The sequence below is a fragment of the Paenibacillus sanguinis 2301083 = DSM 16941 genome (assembly GCF_000374825.1).
Taxonomy (GTDB): domain Bacteria; phylum Bacillota; class Bacilli; order Paenibacillales; family Paenibacillaceae; genus Fontibacillus; species Fontibacillus sanguinis.
In genome coordinates, this window is record NZ_KB895376.1 from 574,305 (window position 1) to 593,257 (window position 18,953).

General features: G+C 54.0%; 15 protein-coding genes and 1 riboswitch. Of the genes, 11 read left to right on the top strand and 4 right to left on the bottom strand.

Annotated features, from left to right (window positions below):
* The first annotated feature begins 6 nt into the window (after positions 1-6).
* Genes C557_RS0102715 through C557_RS0102730 form a run of 4 tightly spaced genes read left to right on the top strand, consistent with a single transcriptional unit; the run spans position 7 to position 6,475 of the window.
* On the top strand, positions 7-1,821 hold the full coding sequence (locus tag C557_RS0102715; protein ID WP_018750287.1) for a HEAT repeat domain-containing protein: 1,815 nt from the start codon (positions 7-9) through the stop codon (positions 1,819-1,821).
* Positions 1,818-2,921 (top strand): AAA family ATPase, encoded by a 1,104-nt coding sequence (locus tag C557_RS0102720; RefSeq protein WP_018750288.1) that lies wholly within the window; start codon positions 1,818-1,820, stop codon positions 2,919-2,921. The genes C557_RS0102715 and C557_RS0102720 overlap by 4 nt, the downstream gene beginning before the upstream one ends.
* Positions 2,922-5,258 (top strand): DUF5682 family protein, encoded by a 2,337-nt coding sequence (locus C557_RS0102725; protein ID WP_018750289.1) that lies wholly within the window; start codon positions 2,922-2,924, stop codon positions 5,256-5,258. It begins immediately after the preceding gene.
* A gap of 2 nt (positions 5,259-5,260) precedes the next feature.
* Positions 5,261-6,475, top strand: a complete 1,215-nt coding sequence (locus tag C557_RS0102730) for a VWA domain-containing protein (protein ID WP_018750290.1) — start codon at positions 5,261-5,263, stop codon at positions 6,473-6,475.
* Between the two features lie 130 nt (positions 6,476-6,605).
* On the opposite strand, the gene C557_RS0102735 is transcribed toward C557_RS0102730, so the two are convergent.
* Positions 6,606-7,439 carry a sugar phosphate isomerase/epimerase family protein gene (locus tag C557_RS0102735; protein ID WP_018750291.1) on the bottom strand — a complete coding sequence of 278 codons (834 nt, stop codon included), beginning with the start codon at positions 7,437-7,439 and terminating at the stop codon, positions 6,606-6,608.
* Between the two features lie 219 nt (positions 7,440-7,658).
* On the opposite strand from C557_RS0102735, the gene C557_RS0102740 reads away from it, so the two are divergent.
* Positions 7,659-8,516 carry an EAL domain-containing protein gene (locus C557_RS0102740; RefSeq protein ID WP_018750292.1) on the top strand — a complete coding sequence of 286 codons (858 nt, stop codon included), beginning with the start codon at positions 7,659-7,661 and terminating at the stop codon, positions 8,514-8,516.
* Between the two features lie 75 nt (positions 8,517-8,591).
* Positions 8,592-9,524, top strand: coding sequence for a GGDEF domain-containing protein (locus C557_RS0102745; protein ID WP_026263265.1), 933 nt, complete (start codon positions 8,592-8,594; stop codon positions 9,522-9,524).
* A gap of 224 nt (positions 9,525-9,748) precedes the next feature.
* On the opposite strand, the gene C557_RS0102750 is transcribed toward C557_RS0102745, so the two are convergent.
* From C557_RS0102750 to C557_RS0102760, 3 genes are all read right to left on the bottom strand, one after another.
* Positions 9,749-10,228, bottom strand: a complete 480-nt coding sequence (locus tag C557_RS0102750) for a pyridoxamine 5'-phosphate oxidase family protein (RefSeq protein ID WP_026263266.1) — start codon at positions 10,226-10,228, stop codon at positions 9,749-9,751.
* Between the two features lie 115 nt (positions 10,229-10,343).
* Entirely contained in the window at positions 10,344-11,003 is a 660-nt protein-coding gene (locus tag C557_RS0102755) for an urea amidolyase associated protein UAAP2 (RefSeq protein ID WP_018750295.1), read from the bottom strand.
* A gap of 30 nt (positions 11,004-11,033) precedes the next feature.
* The gene (locus C557_RS0102760) at positions 11,034-11,750 is read right to left on the bottom strand and encodes an urea amidolyase associated protein UAAP1 (RefSeq protein WP_018750296.1); all 717 of its coding nucleotides are present in this window, start codon (positions 11,748-11,750) and stop codon (positions 11,034-11,036) included.
* A gap of 99 nt (positions 11,751-11,849) precedes the next feature.
* Positions 11,850-11,949, bottom strand: a riboswitch (guanidine-I (ykkC/yxkD leader).
* A 520-nt stretch (positions 11,950-12,469) separates the two neighbouring features.
* Between C557_RS0102760 and atzF the strand changes: the two genes are divergently transcribed.
* The 5 genes from atzF to C557_RS0102785 are packed head-to-tail and all read left to right on the top strand — an operon-like array spanning position 12,470 to position 18,910.
* Positions 12,470-14,206 (top strand): allophanate hydrolase, encoded by a 1,737-nt coding sequence (gene atzF, locus C557_RS22825; RefSeq protein WP_051082403.1) that lies wholly within the window; start codon positions 12,470-12,472, stop codon positions 14,204-14,206.
* Positions 14,207-14,257: 51 nt separating this feature from the next.
* Positions 14,258-15,895 carry a PucR family transcriptional regulator gene (locus C557_RS0102770; RefSeq protein WP_018750298.1) on the top strand — a complete coding sequence of 546 codons (1,638 nt, stop codon included), beginning with the start codon at positions 14,258-14,260 and terminating at the stop codon, positions 15,893-15,895.
* Positions 15,896-15,924: 29 nt separating this feature from the next.
* Positions 15,925-16,728 (top strand): ABC transporter permease, encoded by an 804-nt coding sequence (locus C557_RS0102775; RefSeq protein ID WP_018750299.1) that lies wholly within the window; start codon positions 15,925-15,927, stop codon positions 16,726-16,728.
* A gap of 18 nt (positions 16,729-16,746) precedes the next feature.
* The gene (locus C557_RS22830) at positions 16,747-17,550 is read left to right on the top strand and encodes an ABC transporter ATP-binding protein (RefSeq protein ID WP_018750300.1); all 804 of its coding nucleotides are present in this window, start codon (positions 16,747-16,749) and stop codon (positions 17,548-17,550) included.
* Positions 17,537-18,910 (top strand): MATE family efflux transporter, encoded by a 1,374-nt coding sequence (locus C557_RS0102785; protein WP_018750301.1) that lies wholly within the window; start codon positions 17,537-17,539, stop codon positions 18,908-18,910. The genes C557_RS22830 and C557_RS0102785 overlap by 14 nt, the downstream gene beginning before the upstream one ends.
* Positions 18,911-18,953: the final 43 nt, after the last annotated feature.

The following is an 18,953-nucleotide window of genomic DNA, read 5'->3' on the forward strand; positions in this document are numbered from 1 at the left end:
AAGGCCATGAGTATCCCATTACTGCAAGAACTGCAGCAAGAGGTTCGACGACTGTACATCGCAGGAAGCGATCTCGCCGCAGAGGATTTCCGTTTAAAAAGAATGCTGCCGCAGCTTCAGCAATTAGGCGAACGCGCCCCCGTTTTCAAGAAGCTTGGCGAAGGAATCGCCAGCTTGATTGATCCCGCCTCAGACCCTCAGGAGGGTTCTGAGGCCAAGCTACAGCATATCGGAGCCCTGCTCCATGCCGTCCTCGCTACCCAAGGCAGCACCCAGCCCCAAGGCAAGCCCGAGGGACGGCCCGATCACCAGCTTCACTTGAACCTGACCACCAGCTTGACCTACCGCCAGCTTGCGCCGATTCAGACCGCCTTGACCACCACCGGCAGCGGGCGATTTGAAATTGTGGTCGAGGCGCATAAGCAAGGGTATTTTCAGGATCTGCGGCTGCTTCCGCTCGCGCTGGAGGCGCTGGCCGATCCTTATGCGGAGCTGGCTGACTATGTCGCGGAGCATATTCTGCCCGCTTATGGCGAGCAGATTGTCCCGCTGCTTAAGCAGCAATTGAATCTGAAGGGTGGTAAAAGCGAGGTGCGCCGCTTCCATGTCCTCTGCAAAATAAGCGGCTCCGCCATGAATGAGGTGATTCTGGAGGCCGCCGAGCAAGGCAGCGATGAGATTCGTGTAGCAGCTATTGGCTGCCTGGTACAGCCAGAGCATCTGTCGTCCGTCATTGCCTGGGCCAAGGACAAGAAGAAAGCCGTGCGGGAAGCTGCTTATAGAGCCTTGGCGGCAGGCGGTTTCCCCGAAGGGCTGGAGCATTTGTACACCTCCTTCAAGGGCAAGGACCAGGAGCTGGTTGCCGAGGCGCTTTATGCTTATCCTTCTTCTGAGCTCAGTCCCCGTTTTACAGCCATGTTGAAGGAAGAACTAACCACTGCGGTAGAGCAAGGGGTGATGCCAAATCAAAAAGAGGCGGTAGCCAAGCGAGTGACAGCATTACTGCACGCCATTGACGGTGAGCTTGACGATGAATTGAAGCAAGTCTACATCTATGCCATAGCGCATTTAAAATATTTGAAGTCACTGGGGATCCATACCCTTTCAGGCTATGCCAGCGAATACTTCGAGAAGCTGGGTACGCTGGAAGCACTGGATCAGCTCACCCACATTACCCGGCTGCACAGCCATTTCCTGCCAGTCGCCTTCCAGTTAGCCCGGAAGCACTTGTCTCCTACCGAGCTATTTGATCGATATGCAGGGATAGAAAACCGCAAGCACAAGTACACGACGAGCATTGACACCCTGACCTATACCATTGAGAATCTGGTCTATGTCCAAAGTAAGCCCGATACCGACCTCCAGCTGCCGGATTATATAAACCACGAAATATATAGCGTACGAGAGCCGATCCCTTATGCAGAAATTGAGGCTGGTTGGGACCCTCGCTGGCTGGATTGGTTCATTGATCAGGACAATATCAAGCTCATCTGCGCCTTCGCTTCGCCGGGCCACGCTCGTGCCGAGCTATATATGCGGGAACGTATCGCCGGAGAGCATAAGGGCATGAATGTCCCCGGGAGTTTGATTTTGCAAGGTCTGGAGCGAGTCGGGGTCAGCCTGAGCGAACGGCAACAACTGCTGCTCAATACGATCGGTCAAGCGAGAATCTATAACGGGTCACTGATTTCTCCTTACCTGATCAAGCTGATGCTTGGCCTGCCCGCCAGCGCCGTCAGCACCCTGGAAGCCGCACTTCCTTATTATCAGTATAAAAGCCATCAAATTCTCGAATATATCATTAAGGAGTTGAGCCGATGACAACCGCGAACACCGATGCGGGCAAGAACGTATTGAGACAGTCCGCCGAACAGCTATACCAGCACGAGCTTGAGGCCTTAAAGCGTCACGATACAGGAAGCATCCCGCCCGGATGGCAGATGTCGCCGCGCGCCGTATTGACCTTCATTACCGGAGGTCAGGCAGGCGACACGATGATTACGCCAAAATACATCGGCAATAACCGCCTGGTCGAGATGGCCATTGCTACCCTGGTGACCGACCGCGCTTTACTGCTGATCGGCGAGCCGGGAACCGCCAAGTCCTGGCTGTCCGAGAACCTGGCCGCAGCGATCTGCGGCAATTCCGGGCTGGTCGTACAGGGCACGGCCGGAACCAGCGAGGAGCAGGTCCGTTACTCCTGGAACTATGCCATGCTGCTGGCTAACGGGCCGACACCGGCCGCCCTGGTGCAAAGCCCGATCATGCGAGCCATGGAAGGCGGCCGCATCGCCCGCTTCGAGGAAATCTCCCGCTGCGCCTCCGAGGTGCAGGATGCCCTGATCTCGATTCTGTCGGAGAAGACCGTATCCGTTCCCGAGCTTAGCCAGGAGCATAGCGCCCGCAAGGGCTTCTCGATCATCGCTACGGCCAACACTCGGGATCGCGGGGTAAATGAGATGTCGGCGGCCTTGAAGCGCCGCTTCAATATCATCGTGCTCCCGGCTCCAGCCGATATCGGCACCGAGATCGAGATCGTGAAGAAGCGCGTAGGCGAGATTGCCGCCTCCTACGAGCTGCAAGCCGCCCCGCCAGCGGCGGAGGCCGTGGAGAAGGTCGTCACGATCTTCCGCGAGCTGCGCAGCGGGATGACGCTGGATAAGAAGGAGAAGCTGAAATCTCCGGCTGGCGTTATCTCTACGGCAGAGGCCATCTCCCTGCTCACGAACAGCATGGCGCTCGCCGCAAGCTTTGGCAACGGAGAGCTGACCGATGAAGATTTGGCCGCAGGTCTTCAGGGCGCGATCGTCAAGGATGATGCCAAGGATGCCTTGGTCTGGAAGGAATACCTGGATAACGTCATGAAGAAGCGCGGCAGTGAATGGCGAGGCTTGTACCAGGCCTGCAAGGAGCTGAACTAAGTGAGCGCCCGCCTGATATCGCAAGCTCAGCCAGCAGCGGCGCTCCAGGTGCATATCTTTGGCGTCCGTCACTTGTCCCCGGGCGGAGCCCGGCACTTGCTGGAGCGTCTGGACGCCCTCTCCCCTACGGCCGTGCTGATCGAGGGTCCCTCGGATGCCACCGGAGAGATTCGCCATCTGGTCCATGTGGCGACCAAGCCACCTGTGGCGATTCTGGCCTTTACCGAGGAGGTGCCGGTGAGAACCGTCCTGTGGCCGTTTGCCGAGTATTCCCCGGAGCTCCAGGCGATGAAATGGGCGCACCAGCACGGGGCAGAGGCTTCCTTTATTGATTTGCCGTCGGCCATAACCCTGGGACTTCAAGATGCGTTATTCAAGCAGGAAGCCGCGACCGATCCGAGCAGCAGCTATCTATCGGACCATCACGCCCTGTACCAGTCCATTGCCGAATTGGCGGGAGAAGCCGATTACGATATGTACTGGGAGCGGCATTACGAGCACAATATGAACCCCGAGGCCTACCAATCCGCGATATTGGCCTTATCCGGTTCGTTGCGCGAGTGGTCCGAGGGCAGGGAAAGCGAGGAACGTCCCGGCGAGTACGCCTACAATGCTATTCGCGAGGCCTATATGGCCCGTCAAATCCAGGCGGCCATTGCGTCCGGCCATGCTCCCGAGCGAATCGTAGTCATCTGCGGGGCTTATCATGCTGCCGCACTGCAGCAGCCTGCCAGCATCATGACCGATGAAGAACTGGCCATGCTGCCCGTCCGCAGTACGAAGCCGACCCTGATGCCGTACACCTATTACAGGCTATCCTCCATGTCGGGATACGGTGCGGGCAATACAGCTCCTAACTATTATCAAATGATGTGGGAAGCGATGCGCTCGGAAGGCTTGGCCGAGTTGCCCCATCGTTATCTATCGGCAGCCGCCCAGTTGCTGCGCAAGCGGGGAACTCATCGCTCCACGGCGGAGGTCATCGAGGCGGTGCGGCTGGCAGAGGCGCTGGCCTCCCTGCACGGAGGGACGGCGCCTACGCTGCAGGATCTGCGGGATGCCGCCCGTACCCTGCTGGGGCATGGCGACTTGGCCGTCGTGGCCGAGCCTCTGGCCCGGCTCGATGTCGGAACCGCTGTCGGCGAGCTGGCTGAAGGCGTCAGTCAGACCCCGGTGCAGAATGATCTGAACCGCCTGTTCAAGCAATTGAAGCTGGAGAAGTATAAGACGCCGGTAGCGGCCAGTTTATCGCTGGATTTACGTGAAAACCGCAGAGTGAATTCGGCGGCGGCCGCTTTTCTCGACCTGCACCGCTCCACCTTGCTGCATCGGCTGGTTTTACTGTCCATTCCCTTCCCCAAGGAACTGCCAAGACCTCAAAGCGATGCCTCCTGGAAGGAGGAATGGATTGTGCAGTGGACACCGGAGACGGAGATCGCCGTCGTCGAATCCACCTTGCTGGGCGAGACGATCGAGCTGGCCTGTGCCTACACCTTGCAGCAGAAGCTGGAGGCTTGCAGCAGGATAGCCGATGCGGCGGCGCTGATCAAAACGGCCTGCTTATGCTCCATGACCAAGCAGATGGAGGCGGCTCAGATGACGCTCCAGCATTTGGCCGCCGACAGCCGGGACGTGATTCAAATCGCCGCGGCCGCCCGGGAATTGTCCATCACGATCAGCTATAGCGGCTTGAGACGGATCGATACCGCCCCGCTCCTTCCGCTGCTGGAGCAGTTGTTCATGCGCGGGGCCTTATTCCTGGTGGAAGCCAGCCAGTGCAATGATGAGGCGGCCACAGCGATGGCCGCAGCCATCTACGAACTGAATGCCATCTCGCTTGATCACCACGAGCAGGTGGACGAACAACTGTGGCTGGATCAACTGCGGGAGCTGGCCGAGCGGGATGACCGCAATCCCAAGCTGGCCGGGCTGGCCTGTGCGATTCTGCTAGAGAGAGGACAGCTTACCCCCGGCGAAGCCGGAGCGGAGGTGTCCCGTCGGCTATCGCCAGGCATTCCCGCTGACCTGGGGGCAGGCTGGTTCGAGGGGTTGGCGATGCGCAACCGCTACGCCCTCCTGTCCCGGATGAGCTTATGGGAGCAGCTTCACGAATATATCGCCAGCCTGGATGATGAGGAATTCAAGCGTTCCCTGGTATTTCTGCGCCGGGCGTTCAGCGTCTTCACCGTCCATGAGAAGAACATGGTCGCAGAGCTGCTGGGCGAGCTATGGGGAGTCAATACCGAGCAAGCCGCCGAGGTGCTGACCGGCGACCTGAAGGAGGAAGAACAGAGCATGCTGGACGGACTAAACGATTTTGATTTCGAGGACATATAGCGATGAGTAATCATGTGCAGGAACATGATCTGAAGCGTTGGCGGCTCATCCTGGGCAAAGCGGCGGAAGCACAGCTTGATAGCTACGGGCCGGGCGCGGCCCTTCAGGGCGAGGATCAAGTGATGGATGAGGCACTGGCCGCCATCTATGACGAGACCACGCAGGGCGAGACCGAGAGCCGGGGTGGCGGAAGCGGCAGAGGCCCGGGGGGACGCGGACCCTCTGCGCCCGTGTTGTCCCGTTGGCTGGGGGATGTGCGCTCCCTGTTCCCGGACGACATTGTATCGATCATTCAGAACGATGCCATGCAGCGGCGCGGCTGGAATCAGCTTTTGCTAGAGCCAGAGCTGCTTGCTGCTGTGAAGCCGGATATTCAGCTTGTCGGAACCTTGCTCGCCCTGAAGGGGAAGATTCCGGAGAAGACCAAGGATACGGCCCGCCAGCTCGTCCAAAGTGTGGTGAATGAGCTAATAAAGCGGCTCGACAGCGACTTGCGCCGGGCGGTCACCGGAGCCCTGAACCGCAGGCAGCACTCTCCCCTGCCTTCGCTCAGCGGAATTGATTGGAAGCGAACCATTCAGCGGAACCTGAAAAATTACGATGTGGAACGCAAACAACTGATTCCCGAAAAATTCTATTACTTTGACCGCAGCCGCAAGAGCAAGGAATGGACGGTCATCGTCGATATCGACCAAAGCGGCTCCATGGCCGATTCGGTCATTTGGGCGTCTGTCGTCGGGTCGATCTTTGCCAGCATCCCTTCGCTGGATACCCGTGTCGTCGTATTCGATACCGAAGTCGTCGATCTGACAGAGCAGTGCGGCAATGACCCGGTCGATATGCTGTTCGGCGTCCAGCTTGGTGGGGGAACCGACATTAACAAGTCGGTCGGCTACTGCGAGCAATTTATCGTGGAGCCGAAGAAAACGATCCTGATCATCGTCTCCGACCTCTACGAAGGCGGCAATCGGGCGGCGCTGGTTCGGCGGATGCGCGAGCTCAGAGAAGCAGGCGTGCAAAGTATGTGTCTGCTGGCTTTGTCCGATCAAGGCCAGCCCTCCTACGATGAGCAAATCGCCCGCCAGCTCAGCAGAGACGGTACCCCTTGCTTTGCCTGCACGCCCGCTTTATTGCCTGAGCTGGTAGAAGGCGCTCTGAAGGGCATGGATCTTGGCGAGCTGTCCAAGCGAATCAGCAATACCCAAGGGGCGGGATAGCTGCTGCAAATACAAATAGACCTAAGCTGCGATAACCCTTTTGCGCAGCTTAGGCCTTTCCGGAATGATAGAAACAGCCAGCAGGGCGAAGGATTTTCCTTCCCCTACTGGCTGTTTTTATTTACCTGCTCTATAGCTCCATTCTCGCCGCGGCCCGGCCCTCCCGGACAAAGCGGGCAACCGCTCCGCATTGCTCTTCCTCCACCCCTTCCAGCGTTACAAAGCCATGAGGCTTGTGCTGCTCCAGCAGCCTCCAGAACAGCGGGTAGTTCAGTTCACCAAGTCCAGCGGCAGTACCAGACAATTCACCATTCGCGCCCCACTTCAAATCCTTCGCATGGCTACTTACAATGCGAGAGCCAAAGAGATCAAAGGAGGTACGAATAATCTCGTCCTGACGCGCGAAGTTCCCGGCATTCATCAGATTGCAGGGGTCCAGCAGCACCCCGACACAGGAGGAAGGATACTGCTCCAGTGCAGCAGCCATTGATTCCGGAGAATCAATAAGATGCCCTTGCGCCGCCTCCAGGCCAATCATGACGCCCCAGCGTTCCGCCTCCTCTACCAGCTCCGCTAACGCCCGATGAAGCCGCTTCCAATTATCCGCCACCTGATTCTGATCCACTGGCTTCCCTACCTCAAGAGCCACAATCGGCGCACCAAATTGTCCGGCATGACGCAAATGCTCCTTGAAGCGGTCCACATGGTGCCGCCATGTTTCTTGCTCCGGTTCAATCAGGCTAACGTAACAGCCGAGCACAGCAATTTTCACGCCGTGGCTGGCAAAAGCCCCTCCAATCTCTGAGGCCAGTCCCGGACTCAGCTTGCCCAGTGAGCAATCCACATCCGAAATAGCCTTGGACAAGGCCAACTGCACATACGGAAATCCATAAGCAGCTACCTTGGCCGCCAGTTCCCGATAAGGCTGCTTCCCCAATAAATGCGCTAGAATACCTGCCGACATATCCTCTCCTCCTTGTTAAGCATTTACTATATAAGTAAAACAATAGTAGATGTAGCGGGGTTGCACAATAGCTAGCCGACCGGGCGCTACTGTAGATTTTACTTGAAGTTAACGCTACGTTGATGCCGATTACGCCAGACAGTGATACGATGGGACTATAGGGACGGGTCTTAGGTAATACCCACCCCCGAGTCTTTGGGCATAAAGGATGAATTCAACATGAAATTGCCGCTCCCTACCTCGGCGGACAACCGCGGGCTGTACAATTACTTAACCTACTTCTCACGTTCTACCCGGCAGTATTGGCTGTCCTGCAGAAAGTATCATGCCCTGCAAAAAATTATACGTCATCAGACCCTAACCACCTACTTCCAACCCATCCTGGATTTGCAAGAGGGCAGCTGCCTTGGCTACGAAGTGCTGAACCGTCCGCCAGTATCACCCTTGTTTCCTCATACTGAGGCCTTCTACGACTTCATCGGGCACACCGATCAAGCCTTTGCCTTCGAGCGCTTCTGCCGCGATCTTTCCTTTAACCGTTTTCGCCTGGCCTTGCTGCTGGCGCGCAAGCCAGCGGATACGGTTGTATTTATCAACGTCCATCCGCAGGTGCTTTCGGACCCGAACTACCGCAGCGGGGAGACGATTCAACTGCTCGCCCGGTATGGCCTGTCTCCACAGCAGGTGGTGTTTGAACTTACGGAGAAGCAGGCAGTTCACGACTATCATGCTTTTCAGCGCATTTTATCCCATTACCGTGTTCAGGGGTTTCGTATCGCAATTGATGATGCCGGTTCCGGCTATAACAGCCTGAAAGCTATCGTTAGCCTCAAGCCTGAATTTATTAAGCTGGATAAATCACTCATCCGGTCTATTCACCTCAATGCCAACCAACAGCGAATCGTACAGTTGCTGAAAGAGTTTGCAGATGAATCGGGTACACATATCATCGCCGAGGGAATTGAGGAGCGCGAGGAATTGGTCTTCCTTCACCAAAAAGGTATTCATTACGGACAAGGTTATGCCCTTGGAAGGCCAGCTACTGAAATGTATAGCACTCCCACCCTGCCGATATAGGGAGAATATTGGTACAAGAAGCTTTACCTAAAAAGCAAGAAAGGTTTTATTAGAGGGAGGTCGGACGTGTTGTTCATGAATATCGGCGAAATTGCGGAGATGGTGCCTGTTGTCGAGCCTGAAACCAAATGTGGAACAATCAACAATCTATTTAAGCAGAATCCCAAGCTGGAGGGGATTGCTGTCGTAGGTCAGGATGGCAGTCTGGCGATTTTAATGCGCACACGGTTCTACCAACTGCTGGCTACGCAATATGGCTTTAACTTATATATGGGGCGACCGGTCAGTCTGGTGATGAACAACCAGCCACTCATCGTAGAACGAAATGAACCGATTACGGACATCAGTATTCGTGCAATGAATCGGGCAGAAGAAGAATTGTATGATGGTGTGCTAGTCGTTGAGGAAGGGCGCCTTTACGGCTTTGTCAGCATTCGGCGCTTATTGCTGGAGGTGGCCAATGTTCGGGCGGAGATGGCGATTTTTCTCAATCCTTTAACCGGCTTGCCCGGCAACCGGATTATCGATGACCGACTACAGCAGGCTGCCGGTCAAGAGCAATTCAGCGTATTATATGTGGATCTGGATAACTTCAAATCCTATAATGACAGCTATGGCTTCAAACGAGGCGATCTGCTTATTCAAGCTACGGCATCACTGCTACGGGAGCAGTTTTCCTCACCTGGCTCCTTCCTGGGACATATCGGCGGAGATGATTATATCGTCATCCTCCACCACTACAACTATGAGTTTGGTTGCAGCAAGGTTATCGAGGGGTTCGAGCTGCTTAAGAAGGAGTTCTACAGCAAGGAAGATTTGAAGAACAATTTTGTTATGGGTGATGGACGTTCTGGTAAACACGGCCCTATACCGCTAGTATCCATTTCCATTGCCATTGTCACGAACCAGAGCCGCCCGTTCCATAACATGGACGAGATTGTTGAGGAAGCAACCCGTATAAAGAAAATTTGCAAAGCACGTCCGGGCAGTATTAGTCTGGCCAATTAGCAACCATGCGGGGTCAGAATGCGAAGATATCACCTTTCTGCCGCAATAGGAAAAGCAACTATTGATGTACTATCTTTGAAGCCAGACCACGTTAAGTAGTAGTTTTTCTTGCAATTATAGAATTGTTCAGCTCCGCTGAAAACTTATAAATTCTATAATTTTAAAGAAAGCTGCCCTTGAAAGGTCTTCCGGTTGAGAAAGACCCCAAGGTCAGCCTTTTATTCTTACAACTTAACGGTTTTGTTCAAATCCTTGCGGTTCTCTTTCCCGGCAATTTGTGAGAACATCCGCTTGACCATTTTGACCACATTGCCGGTCTCCCAGTATTCAGCGGCTTCCGCTCTCACCTTGATCAGAACCAACTCCGGATCATCGCTGGTTGTGTGCAAAAAACTGGCATACGTCGGGTTCCAGAATTGCTTGATTTTCTCCCGGTCATGAACCAGCTCGGCTCTTCCGCGAACCGAGACGTAGGATTTGCCCACATACGAAACATTCACTTCAGGATGCAGTTGCAATTGCCCGTACTTATCCGTATCCGACTTGGTCAAAAACCAGAGATCGCCGTCAAATTCAACCTCTTGCGTCTTCATCGGACGGGCCACGAGTCCTTCTTCTGTCACCGTTGTCAGCATGGCTATGTCAATGCCTTTGATCAAATGCCTGATCGTTTCTACAGCCTCGCGATGCTCTTGATCATTCATCATTGAAGTTCCCTCCCAGATGTTATGTGCATTTCATCCTTAGATTAAACAAAATGCCACATATTTAACCATCTATGGAGAGAAAAAAGTTCAAGCAGAACGGCAAGAGATGGTGCTACTCATTCCAGATCAGAACACGGATCGGCGTAGGATTATAGGCGTTGCACGGATTGTTCAACTGAGGGCAATTGCTGATCAGCACCATCGAACGGCAACTGGACTGAACCTCTACATAACGCTCTGGCGCCGACACGCCGTCCGCGAAGGTCAGTCCGCCCTCCGGGGTAACTGGCACGTTCATGAAGAAATTGATATTGGGCGACAAATCCCGTTTGCTATACAAATGTCCTTCGGGATGCTTGGTCAATTCCAGCATAAAGGTATCCCGGCAATTGTGCATATATCCCTTCTCATGTGCATAGCGGACCGTATTGCTCTGGGATGAGCAGGACCCTCCCACCGTATCGTGACGGCCGCAGGTGTCGGCAACGATTCTCACCAGCTCTTTGCCGGATTCCGCCAGCAGTCTGGAGCCCGTGGTCAAATAAAGGTTGTTCTGCTCATGAATCGTCCGCACAGCACTATAGTGATCCTCCGGGTTGTCCGCATCGTAAAATAGCGTATCGGCCGCCTGATTCCCCTCCATATCGACAATACGGAGCACTTGTCCCGGCTTCAGCTCATGCATCCAGCCCTCTCCGGCCGGAACAATCCGGTTATAGACCGCCGTATCGGCAGACCTCGGACTTTCCACCTGATTAAATGCCTTTCCCATTGTCTTCAACCTCCTTCAAATAGGTGTATTTCAGCTTTTCAGCGCGTAATAGCTCCAGGTATTGTTGAACGCCCGCCGATTCTCGGGACGGTAATTGACACAATAATCCTGCGAATCAACCGGCAAGGCCGGCAGCACTTCCAGCTTCACCGGAACCGATGGATACGTCTCGCGTGGATCAAGCAGATGCGGCGTATTGGAGACCACAAACAAAATGTCCATTTCCGTACGCAACGTGACTACTTGCCCTGCCTTGCAATGACCCTCGGCAAAATGCATATTGCCCTCCTCGTCGCAGTAAACCTTGGAGAACCAGTTAATCGCAGGAGACAGATCGCGATTGCTCAGGCCGCAACGAGTCAATTCTACCGCCAAATTCTCCTGCCCGCTGCGCAGCCAATCATTACGGCGCTCCTGGTAGCGGCTGACACCGTATTTCTCATCCGTCGACTCCCGTGTCGTATAAGCGCCAAGCGGGTCATGCCAGCCCAAATCATCCTGAACAATGCTGGCCAATGCCCGGCCATTGTCGCTCATCAGCACATGTCCCTTGGTCAAGTGGGCGGTATGCTGTGCCTTCAAGGTATCAGGCATGTTGTAACGTTCCGTCAAATCTGCGGCGTGATACATCAGCATCGTTACGTTGGCTCCTTCTTCCATCGCCGTCAGGCGGATCAGCTTGCCCTTGCCAATCACACCCGACCATTTGCCTCCCGGATGCATCGTCTCGCTCCAGAGCATATTCATGGCCGTTCACTCCTGTTCCCTTTGTATTCGCCTGATTTCAGGAAGATAAAACAGAAGGAGATATCTCAAAGCGCACTCTATCAGGTGCAACTCTACGACATCTCCCAGGTTTTTATCCTTCCGTGTAGTCCCCGGCGTGCGGGACCGTTTACTCTCGGACCAGACCCTGTTGCCAGACGGAACCCTAGTAAACTCCAAAGTTATTCAATTGTCGAAACTTTTATGTTAGATAATATAACGCCAAATTTTTAATCTTGTCAAACAAAAAATAGAGAAAAGTTTTTTCTTAAATTTGTTTTTATCTATTTTCACAGCATTACCTCATCATATGAAAGCGTTATTATTTAAAAGATTAATACTGCTTCACCACCCTTTACTAAAAGAAATAACCCTGATTTATCAAGCATTTACACAATAAATAGCCCTCTATTTTGTGAATGGTTCACAAAAACAGAACAGGAATACCTTCTCATTCTGGTAAGCATTCATGAAAATAAATCCAAGCTTATTCAGCATCTTGACAGCTTTCGACAAACGGAAGGATAATTAGAGCCATAAATTTATATGTCAAATTACATCACACATAAACAGTGGTTATTCAGTATATCTAACATATACATGACATTAAAATGAATGTATTTTCTGAAATTATTGTGCTGCTACAGTTTGAGAAACCCATGTACAGGATTTGACAGAGAGGGGTTTGCCACTTGGAGAAAATGACGATCGCAACATTAAAGGCCGTGTATCAGAACGGGGCCATGACGCCGCAAAAGCTGATCCATACTATTATTAAACGGGCTGAGCGTGACCAAGCCATGAATATTTGGATTGTCCCTCCTTCTCTTTCCTTTATTCAGCCTTACCTTGACCGATTGGCAGAGAAGACCCCGGAGCAATGCCCGTTATGGGGGATTCCCTTCGCCGTCAAAGACAACATTGACCTGGAGGGACTGCCTACGACAGCAGCCTGTCCCTCCTATGCCTACATGCCGGAGCAAAGTGCCGAAGCCGTCGCCAGGCTGATCGCTGCCGGTGCCATCCCGGTAGGCAAGACGAATCTGGATCAGTTCGCCACCGGACTTGTGGGCACGCGCAGTCCCTACGGGGAAACGCATAACTCACTCAAGCCTGAGCTGATTAGCGGCGGCTCCAGCAGTGGCTCGGCGGTGGCGGTGGCCCGCGGGCAGGCCATCTTCTCGCTCGGCACCGACACCGCCGGTTCCGGCCGTGTGCCCGCCGCACTTAACAACCTGATTGGCTACAAGGCTTCTATTGGCGATTGGCCGGTAGGCGGCGTCATTCCCGCTTGTGCCAGTCTGGACTGTGTCACCGTATTCGCTTCGGCATTGGAAGACGTTTACCTTATCGATTCCGTCATTCGCGGCAAACCGCAGGATTCCTCTCCCAGCCGGAGCACGCTGCCTCCGATTGCGATCCCGTCCAATTCCCCGAGAAAGCTGCTGCTGCCGAAGGAACCGCTAATCTTCTACGGGGATTACCGGGAGGCCTACCGCAGGGCATGGGAGCAAGCGATACAACGGTTGGAGCGATCCGGCATTCCAATCGAATACGTAGACACCAACATTTTCAGCCAAGTCTCCAGCATTTTGTACGATGGCCCCTGGATTGCCGAACGTTGGGCTGATCTGGGCAGCTTTGTGGAGACGCACCCGGGACAGATTTTCCCGGTTACGGAGCAAATTCTACGTTCCTCCCAAGAGCGGGGATATGATGCAGCTTCCGTCTTTACGGCACTGCACCAGTTACGGGATTACAAGGCACAGACAGATGCCTTGATGCAGGATGCCATCCTGGTGATGCCCACCTGCGGCGGGACTTACACCCGGGCCCAGGTTGCTGCCTCACCGGTGTCCACGAACAGCGATATGGGACGCTATACCAATCATTGCAATCTGCTGGACCTTAGTGCGATCGCTTTGCCTTCCGACTTCGCCGACGAGAACCTGCCCTTTGGCATCACCATGTTCTCCCTGCGCGGCCAGGACCACTTCCTGCGGGGAGCCGCCGCTGCCTTCCTTAACACCGAGGCGGTAGATCTGGCCGTTTGCGGGCTGCATATGCGCGGCTTTCCGCTAGAAAAGCAGCTGCTGGACTGCGGTGCTTCCTTCGTTCGTACCGACCAGACAGCGCCATGCTATCGCTTAATCCGGCTCGATACCTTGCCACCCAAGCCGGGCCTGATTCGTTCCGAGCCGGGAAGCTCGATTGACCTGGAAATATGGAGCATCCCGCTGCATCGGCTAGGCGATCTATTGCGCCAAGTGCCCGCTCCGCTAGGACTCGGCAAGGTGAAGCTTCAGAGCGGCACGGAAGTAACGGGCTTCATCTGTGAGCCCTATGCCCAGCAAGAGAGCGAGGATATTACCCGTTACGGCGGCTGGGCTCTTGCAGAGCAGCATAAAGAGCGAGACGAGAACCCGGTTAAAGGGTAGTCTGTTACTCAGCCCAGCCAATAAGCCTATATCAGGAAGGTAGTGAACGCGATGGACAAGACCGAATATTCTCTGGAATCAGCCGCCTTTTCTTTTCGCTGCAACGATCTGTTCCAAATGAATTCTCTTCCGGGCTTGAGACTGCTGGCTGGAGAAGGCGGGCTGAACAACACCATTAGCCGTGTCAATATTATGGAGGTTCCGGATATTGAAAATTGGGCTCAGGAGAGCGAGCTGCTTTTAACAACCGGTTACTCCCACCATCACAATATGGAAGCTTTCCTGGAGATTATTCCGAAGCTCGTGGATCGGGGTGTAGCTGCGCTTGGCATCAAGCCCAAACGCTTCATCACCGAGATTCCCGGCAAGCTCATTGATTGCGCGGAAGCCTGTGGACTGCCACTATTCGAGCTTCCGGAGTCCACCATCTTCTCCAACGTCGTTCGCGAAGTCATGGAGAAAGTCATTTCTCTGGAGACCAAAACCGTCATGCTGCTTCAGCATCGACTGGAGCGAATCTCCGAGCTGATGCTTCACGGCCACGATATGCCGCAGATTATTGAGAGAATCGAGGACATGATCGGCAACCCGCTGGCCATTCTGGATGCCTTCGGGCAATTGATTGCCTCGCCGCGGCACGAAGCCTACTTCCAGCCGTTTCCAGAGCGTCTGCGCGATTTTGATTCACGCTCCTCTCCGGGTCATAGCGAGCTTTACTTTATGGATGAGGCTGCTCCGGACGGAGGCCTCCAGCTGCACATCTTCAATCTGTGGGAAACGGAGCGCGACCCCATCCTTGTGCTGTTGGCCGAGGCTTACACTCCCTGTGACGGACTGGTTCTGTCTACGGTCTTGCGCATCCTGCCGCTACTGAATATCCGGCTCAGCGGAGAAAACACCTACAAGCTGGTCAAAGCCAAATACTTCGATGATTTTCTGAAGGATTGGCTGGCCGGAGTCATACCCGGACCAGAAGAATTGGACATCAAAGGCAGACTGTACGGCTATGAAGCCCTTTCTTCAAGCGATTACCGCATAGCTATTCTTAAATTTCATGCGGATACGCCATCAGCTCCGGATAACGCCTGGATTGCCGAATTGAACCGTCTGGCCCCCGGCAGTGGACTCTATACAGGAATCGGCGGCAAGATCGTCGCCCTGCTACCGCAACCTAAAGATCGAGTTCAAGCCATGTCATTTCCGGAAAATGCCGAGCCACTCATCGGGCAGATAGCCCAAATCTGCGGGACGGACGCATTCTCCCTATGCATTGGCGAAGTCAGTTCCGCTCTGAATGTGCATCAGGGCTATATCGATACCGAAAACCTGTTCACCGCTTCCTGCGTCATCAGAACAAGCCCCCGGGTGATTACGTGGGAACAGCTTGGCATCTATGCCATTTTGAGCCTCATTCCCAAGCATGCCAACGTCGACAAGTTCCTGAATCGCTACATGCAGCCCATGCTGGAATACGATGAAGCGCATCATGCCAGCCTCGTGCAAACCTTGAAGCTGTACTTCCAATGCGGCGGCAATATTCGGCTTACAGCCGGGGCTATGTATACCCATTACAACACCGTCGTCTATCGTCTCGATAAAATCAAATCCCTGCTCGGTATTTCCTTTGACGATCCGGAAGCCCGCTTAACGCTCCAGATTGTTATGAAAATTCATGAGATGGGGGAATAACACAAGGCCATTCTGAAGGGGGAATAGAAATGAAGCCACGCACTCGGCGCAGCCTGTTCCGCATCCGGCGGGATATTCATCCGCGGCTGTTCAACACCATTATGCTCGTTACCTTTTTACTGCTCATCGCGTTCTGGTACGTGGGCAGCAACTTCTCCGGCATTAATCCCATCTTTCTGCCAACGCCCCAGGCGACCTTCTCCTATTTAGGGGAATCGCTCAGCAATGGCAGCCTGTGGGAAGACATCGCCATCAGTTGTTACCGCGTGCTGATGGGCTTTCTGATTGCCGTAGTCATCGGCATTCCCCTGGGACTGCTCTCGGGGGCCTACAAAATTATAGGGGCTATTATGAAGCCGCTGATCGAGTTCTTCCGTTACCTGCCGGTATCCGCCTTGATTCCGTTGATCATGGTGTGGACCGGGGTCGGTGAAACCGCCAAAATCACGATCATCGTCGTAGGCGCCGTGTTCTCCATGACCGCCATGATTGCCGATATCGTCAAGGGCATCCAGATTGACCTGATTAACACCGCCTACACCTTGGGCGCTTCCCAAGGGCAAGTCATCAAGAACGTGATCATCCCGGCCATGATGCCCAGCGTCATGGATACGATGCGAATGGTCATGGGCTGGGCCTGGACCTATCTCATTATGGCGGAGATGCTCGCTTCCAGCTCCGGGCTAGGCTACAGCATCATGATTGCCGAACGATTTATGAAGACTTACATCATCTTTGGCGGGATCTTCGTTATCGGCCTGCTCGGGCTGCTGTTCGACAGAATCTTCGCCATCATTAATAAACGCCTGTTCCACTGGGCCGAGGACATTTAAACAAGGAGGGATTTATTCATGCAGCAAGCCACGATGAGTCCGAAAATTTCCTGTAAGCAGCTGAACAAAATTTATCGCTCCAAGCGTTCGGAAACATTCGCGCTCCAAGACATCAACATGGACATTGCCGACAATGAATTCATTTGTGTAGTAGGCCCGTCCGGTTGCGGCAAATCCACGCTCCTGCGTATCTTTGCCGGACTGGATGAGGCAACCTCCGGAGACATTCTGCTGGATGATCGCATTATGACCGGGCCGGGAGCCGACCGCGGCATGGTCTTCCAGGCCTACACCCTGTTCCCCTGGCTTTCGGTGGAGAACAATATCCGCTTCGGGCTCAAGCTCAAAAATCTGCCCAAGCCCGAAGCTGACCAGATCGTAGAGAAATACCTGGGCTTGGTAGGCCTGAGCGATTTCCGCGACCGCTTGCCCAAAGAGCTGTCCGGGGGCATGAAGCAGCGCGTGGCCATCGCCCGGGCTCTGGCCAACAATCCAGAGGTTCTGTTAATGGACGAACCCTTCGGCGCTCTCGACCCCGACACCAAGGGCAATATGCAGCTTCAACTCCGCGAGCTGTGGGAAAAGGAGAAGCACACCGTTATCTTTATCACCCATGACATTGAGGAAGCCGTATTTTTATCCCAGCGGGTATATGTCATGAGCGCACGGCCGGGCCGGATTATCGCCGACATTCCCATCGATCTTCCCGCCAAGCGCGACTTGGAGCTGAAGGATACGCCGGAATTCATTCAAATTCGCAAAAAGATTCACGGACTGCTGCACTCCGGAGATTTCGGAATGGAACTCCATGCAGCCAACTAGTCTGATCTCTACCTTTCGCCAGGACGCCCCCTTCCTGAAGAGCTTCCTCTTGCTATCGCTGCCGATCGGCTTGCAGAGCATGATTACCAGCATCACGAACACGTTGAGTTCGCTGATGGTCGGACAGCTTGGGGACCTTCAGGTATCCGCTACCAGCCTGGCAGGACAAGTCTTCTTTATTCTCAATCTGATGATTGTCGGAATTGTTAGCGGGGCAACGATTTTTGTCTCTCAGTTTTATGGAAAAGGGGACCGCCAGCATCTGAATGTAGCCTCTGCACTGGCCTTCGTACTGATTCTTGCGGTCAGCTTCCTGTTCACCTTGATTGGACTCATCTGGCCAACACAAATCATGGGTATTTTCTCGCGTGAGCATGAAGTCATTGCCATGGCTGCTCCCTATTTGCAGATTGTATGCCTGAGCTATCTCCCTACCGGACTATCGCTGGCGTGTACGATGGTGTTCCGCAATATCGGCCGGCCTGGCTTCCCGCTGCGGGTTACGGTTCTGACCATTCTGGTAGATGTCATCCTCAGCTACGGCTTCATCTTTGGCAAGCTGGGTTTTCCGGAGATTGGCGTACAAGGAGCCGCTTACGCTATCGTGGTGGCCCGCCTGATTGAGATGGTCATTATGGCCTGCATGCTGTATGGCAGGTTCGGCGAGTTCGCCCCTCGCCCGCACCATCTGCTCGCTGCCCGCAAGGAGTTCCTGGCGATCTTCTTCAGAACCTCCTTCCCGGTCATTATTAATGAAACCGTGTGGAGCATCGGTTATGCCATGTACAACGTGGTCTTCTATCATATGGGCTACACCGTAGGTGCTGCCGTCGGGATCGCCAAGGTGCTGGAGCAGTTGCTGATCGCCTTCTTTATCGGCACCGGACAAGCCTCCGCTATCATCCTGGGGCAGACCATCGGGGAAGGCAAGCAGGACAAGGCTCCCTATCTCGTGAAACGCATGGAGGCTTATACCGCACTGTTTGGTGTTTTTACCGGGATTCTGCTCATTGCCGGATCACCCTTGCTGCTCAGCATGTATCAGGGTATCTCTGAAGAGGTTCGCAGCACGGTCACCCTGCTTTTGCTTTATCTGGCCATCATTATGCCGGTAAAAGGAATGAACTTCGTACACATTATGGGCACGCTTCGTGCCGGGGGCGACACCAGAATGTGCTTCATCATCGATAATGTCACCTTGTGGTGCGTTTCACTGCCACTGACCTTTCTCACAGGGTACTTCATGGACCTGGGGATCGGCATCGTATTCCTGTTTGTCATCATCGATGACGTTTGCAAGTATGTGCTCGTCCGGCTTCGCATCCGAAGCAATAAATGGATTCGCAACCTGGTTAGCTAAGGACTGTCTGACAACTCATGAATATCCATTTCTCAGACACGCC

What these genes read in the sequence shown, in the direction of transcription:
- C557_RS0102720 (WP_018750288.1), top strand. Translation starts at nt 1,818, where the DNA reads ATGACAACCGCGAACACCGATGCGGGCAAGAACGTATTGAGACAGTCC.
- C557_RS0102755 (WP_018750295.1), bottom strand. Translation starts at nt 11,003, where the DNA reads ATGGGAAAGGCATTTAATCAGGTGGAAAGTCCGAGGTCTGCCGATACG.
- C557_RS0102740 (WP_018750292.1), top strand. Translation starts at nt 7,659, where the DNA reads ATGAAATTGCCGCTCCCTACCTCGGCGGACAACCGCGGGCTGTACAAT.
- C557_RS0102735 (WP_018750291.1), bottom strand. Translation starts at nt 7,439, where the DNA reads ATGTCGGCAGGTATTCTAGCGCATTTATTGGGGAAGCAGCCTTATCGG.
- C557_RS0102785 (WP_018750301.1), top strand. Translation starts at nt 17,537, where the DNA reads ATGCAGCCAACTAGTCTGATCTCTACCTTTCGCCAGGACGCCCCCTTC.
- C557_RS0102715 (WP_018750287.1), top strand. Translation starts at nt 7, where the DNA reads ATGAGTATCCCATTACTGCAAGAACTGCAGCAAGAGGTTCGACGACTG.
- C557_RS0102745 (WP_026263265.1), top strand. Translation starts at nt 8,592, where the DNA reads ATGAATATCGGCGAAATTGCGGAGATGGTGCCTGTTGTCGAGCCTGAA.
- C557_RS0102775 (WP_018750299.1), top strand. Translation starts at nt 15,925, where the DNA reads ATGAAGCCACGCACTCGGCGCAGCCTGTTCCGCATCCGGCGGGATATT.
- C557_RS0102750 (WP_026263266.1), bottom strand. Translation starts at nt 10,228, where the DNA reads ATGAATGATCAAGAGCATCGCGAGGCTGTAGAAACGATCAGGCATTTG.
- C557_RS0102760 (WP_018750296.1), bottom strand. Translation starts at nt 11,750, where the DNA reads ATGAATATGCTCTGGAGCGAGACGATGCATCCGGGAGGCAAATGGTCG.
- C557_RS22830 (WP_018750300.1), top strand. Translation starts at nt 16,747, where the DNA reads ATGCAGCAAGCCACGATGAGTCCGAAAATTTCCTGTAAGCAGCTGAAC.
- C557_RS0102770 (WP_018750298.1), top strand. Translation starts at nt 14,258, where the DNA reads ATGGACAAGACCGAATATTCTCTGGAATCAGCCGCCTTTTCTTTTCGC.
- atzF (WP_051082403.1), top strand. Translation starts at nt 12,470, where the DNA reads ATGACGATCGCAACATTAAAGGCCGTGTATCAGAACGGGGCCATGACG.
- C557_RS0102730 (WP_018750290.1), top strand. Translation starts at nt 5,261, where the DNA reads ATGAGTAATCATGTGCAGGAACATGATCTGAAGCGTTGGCGGCTCATC.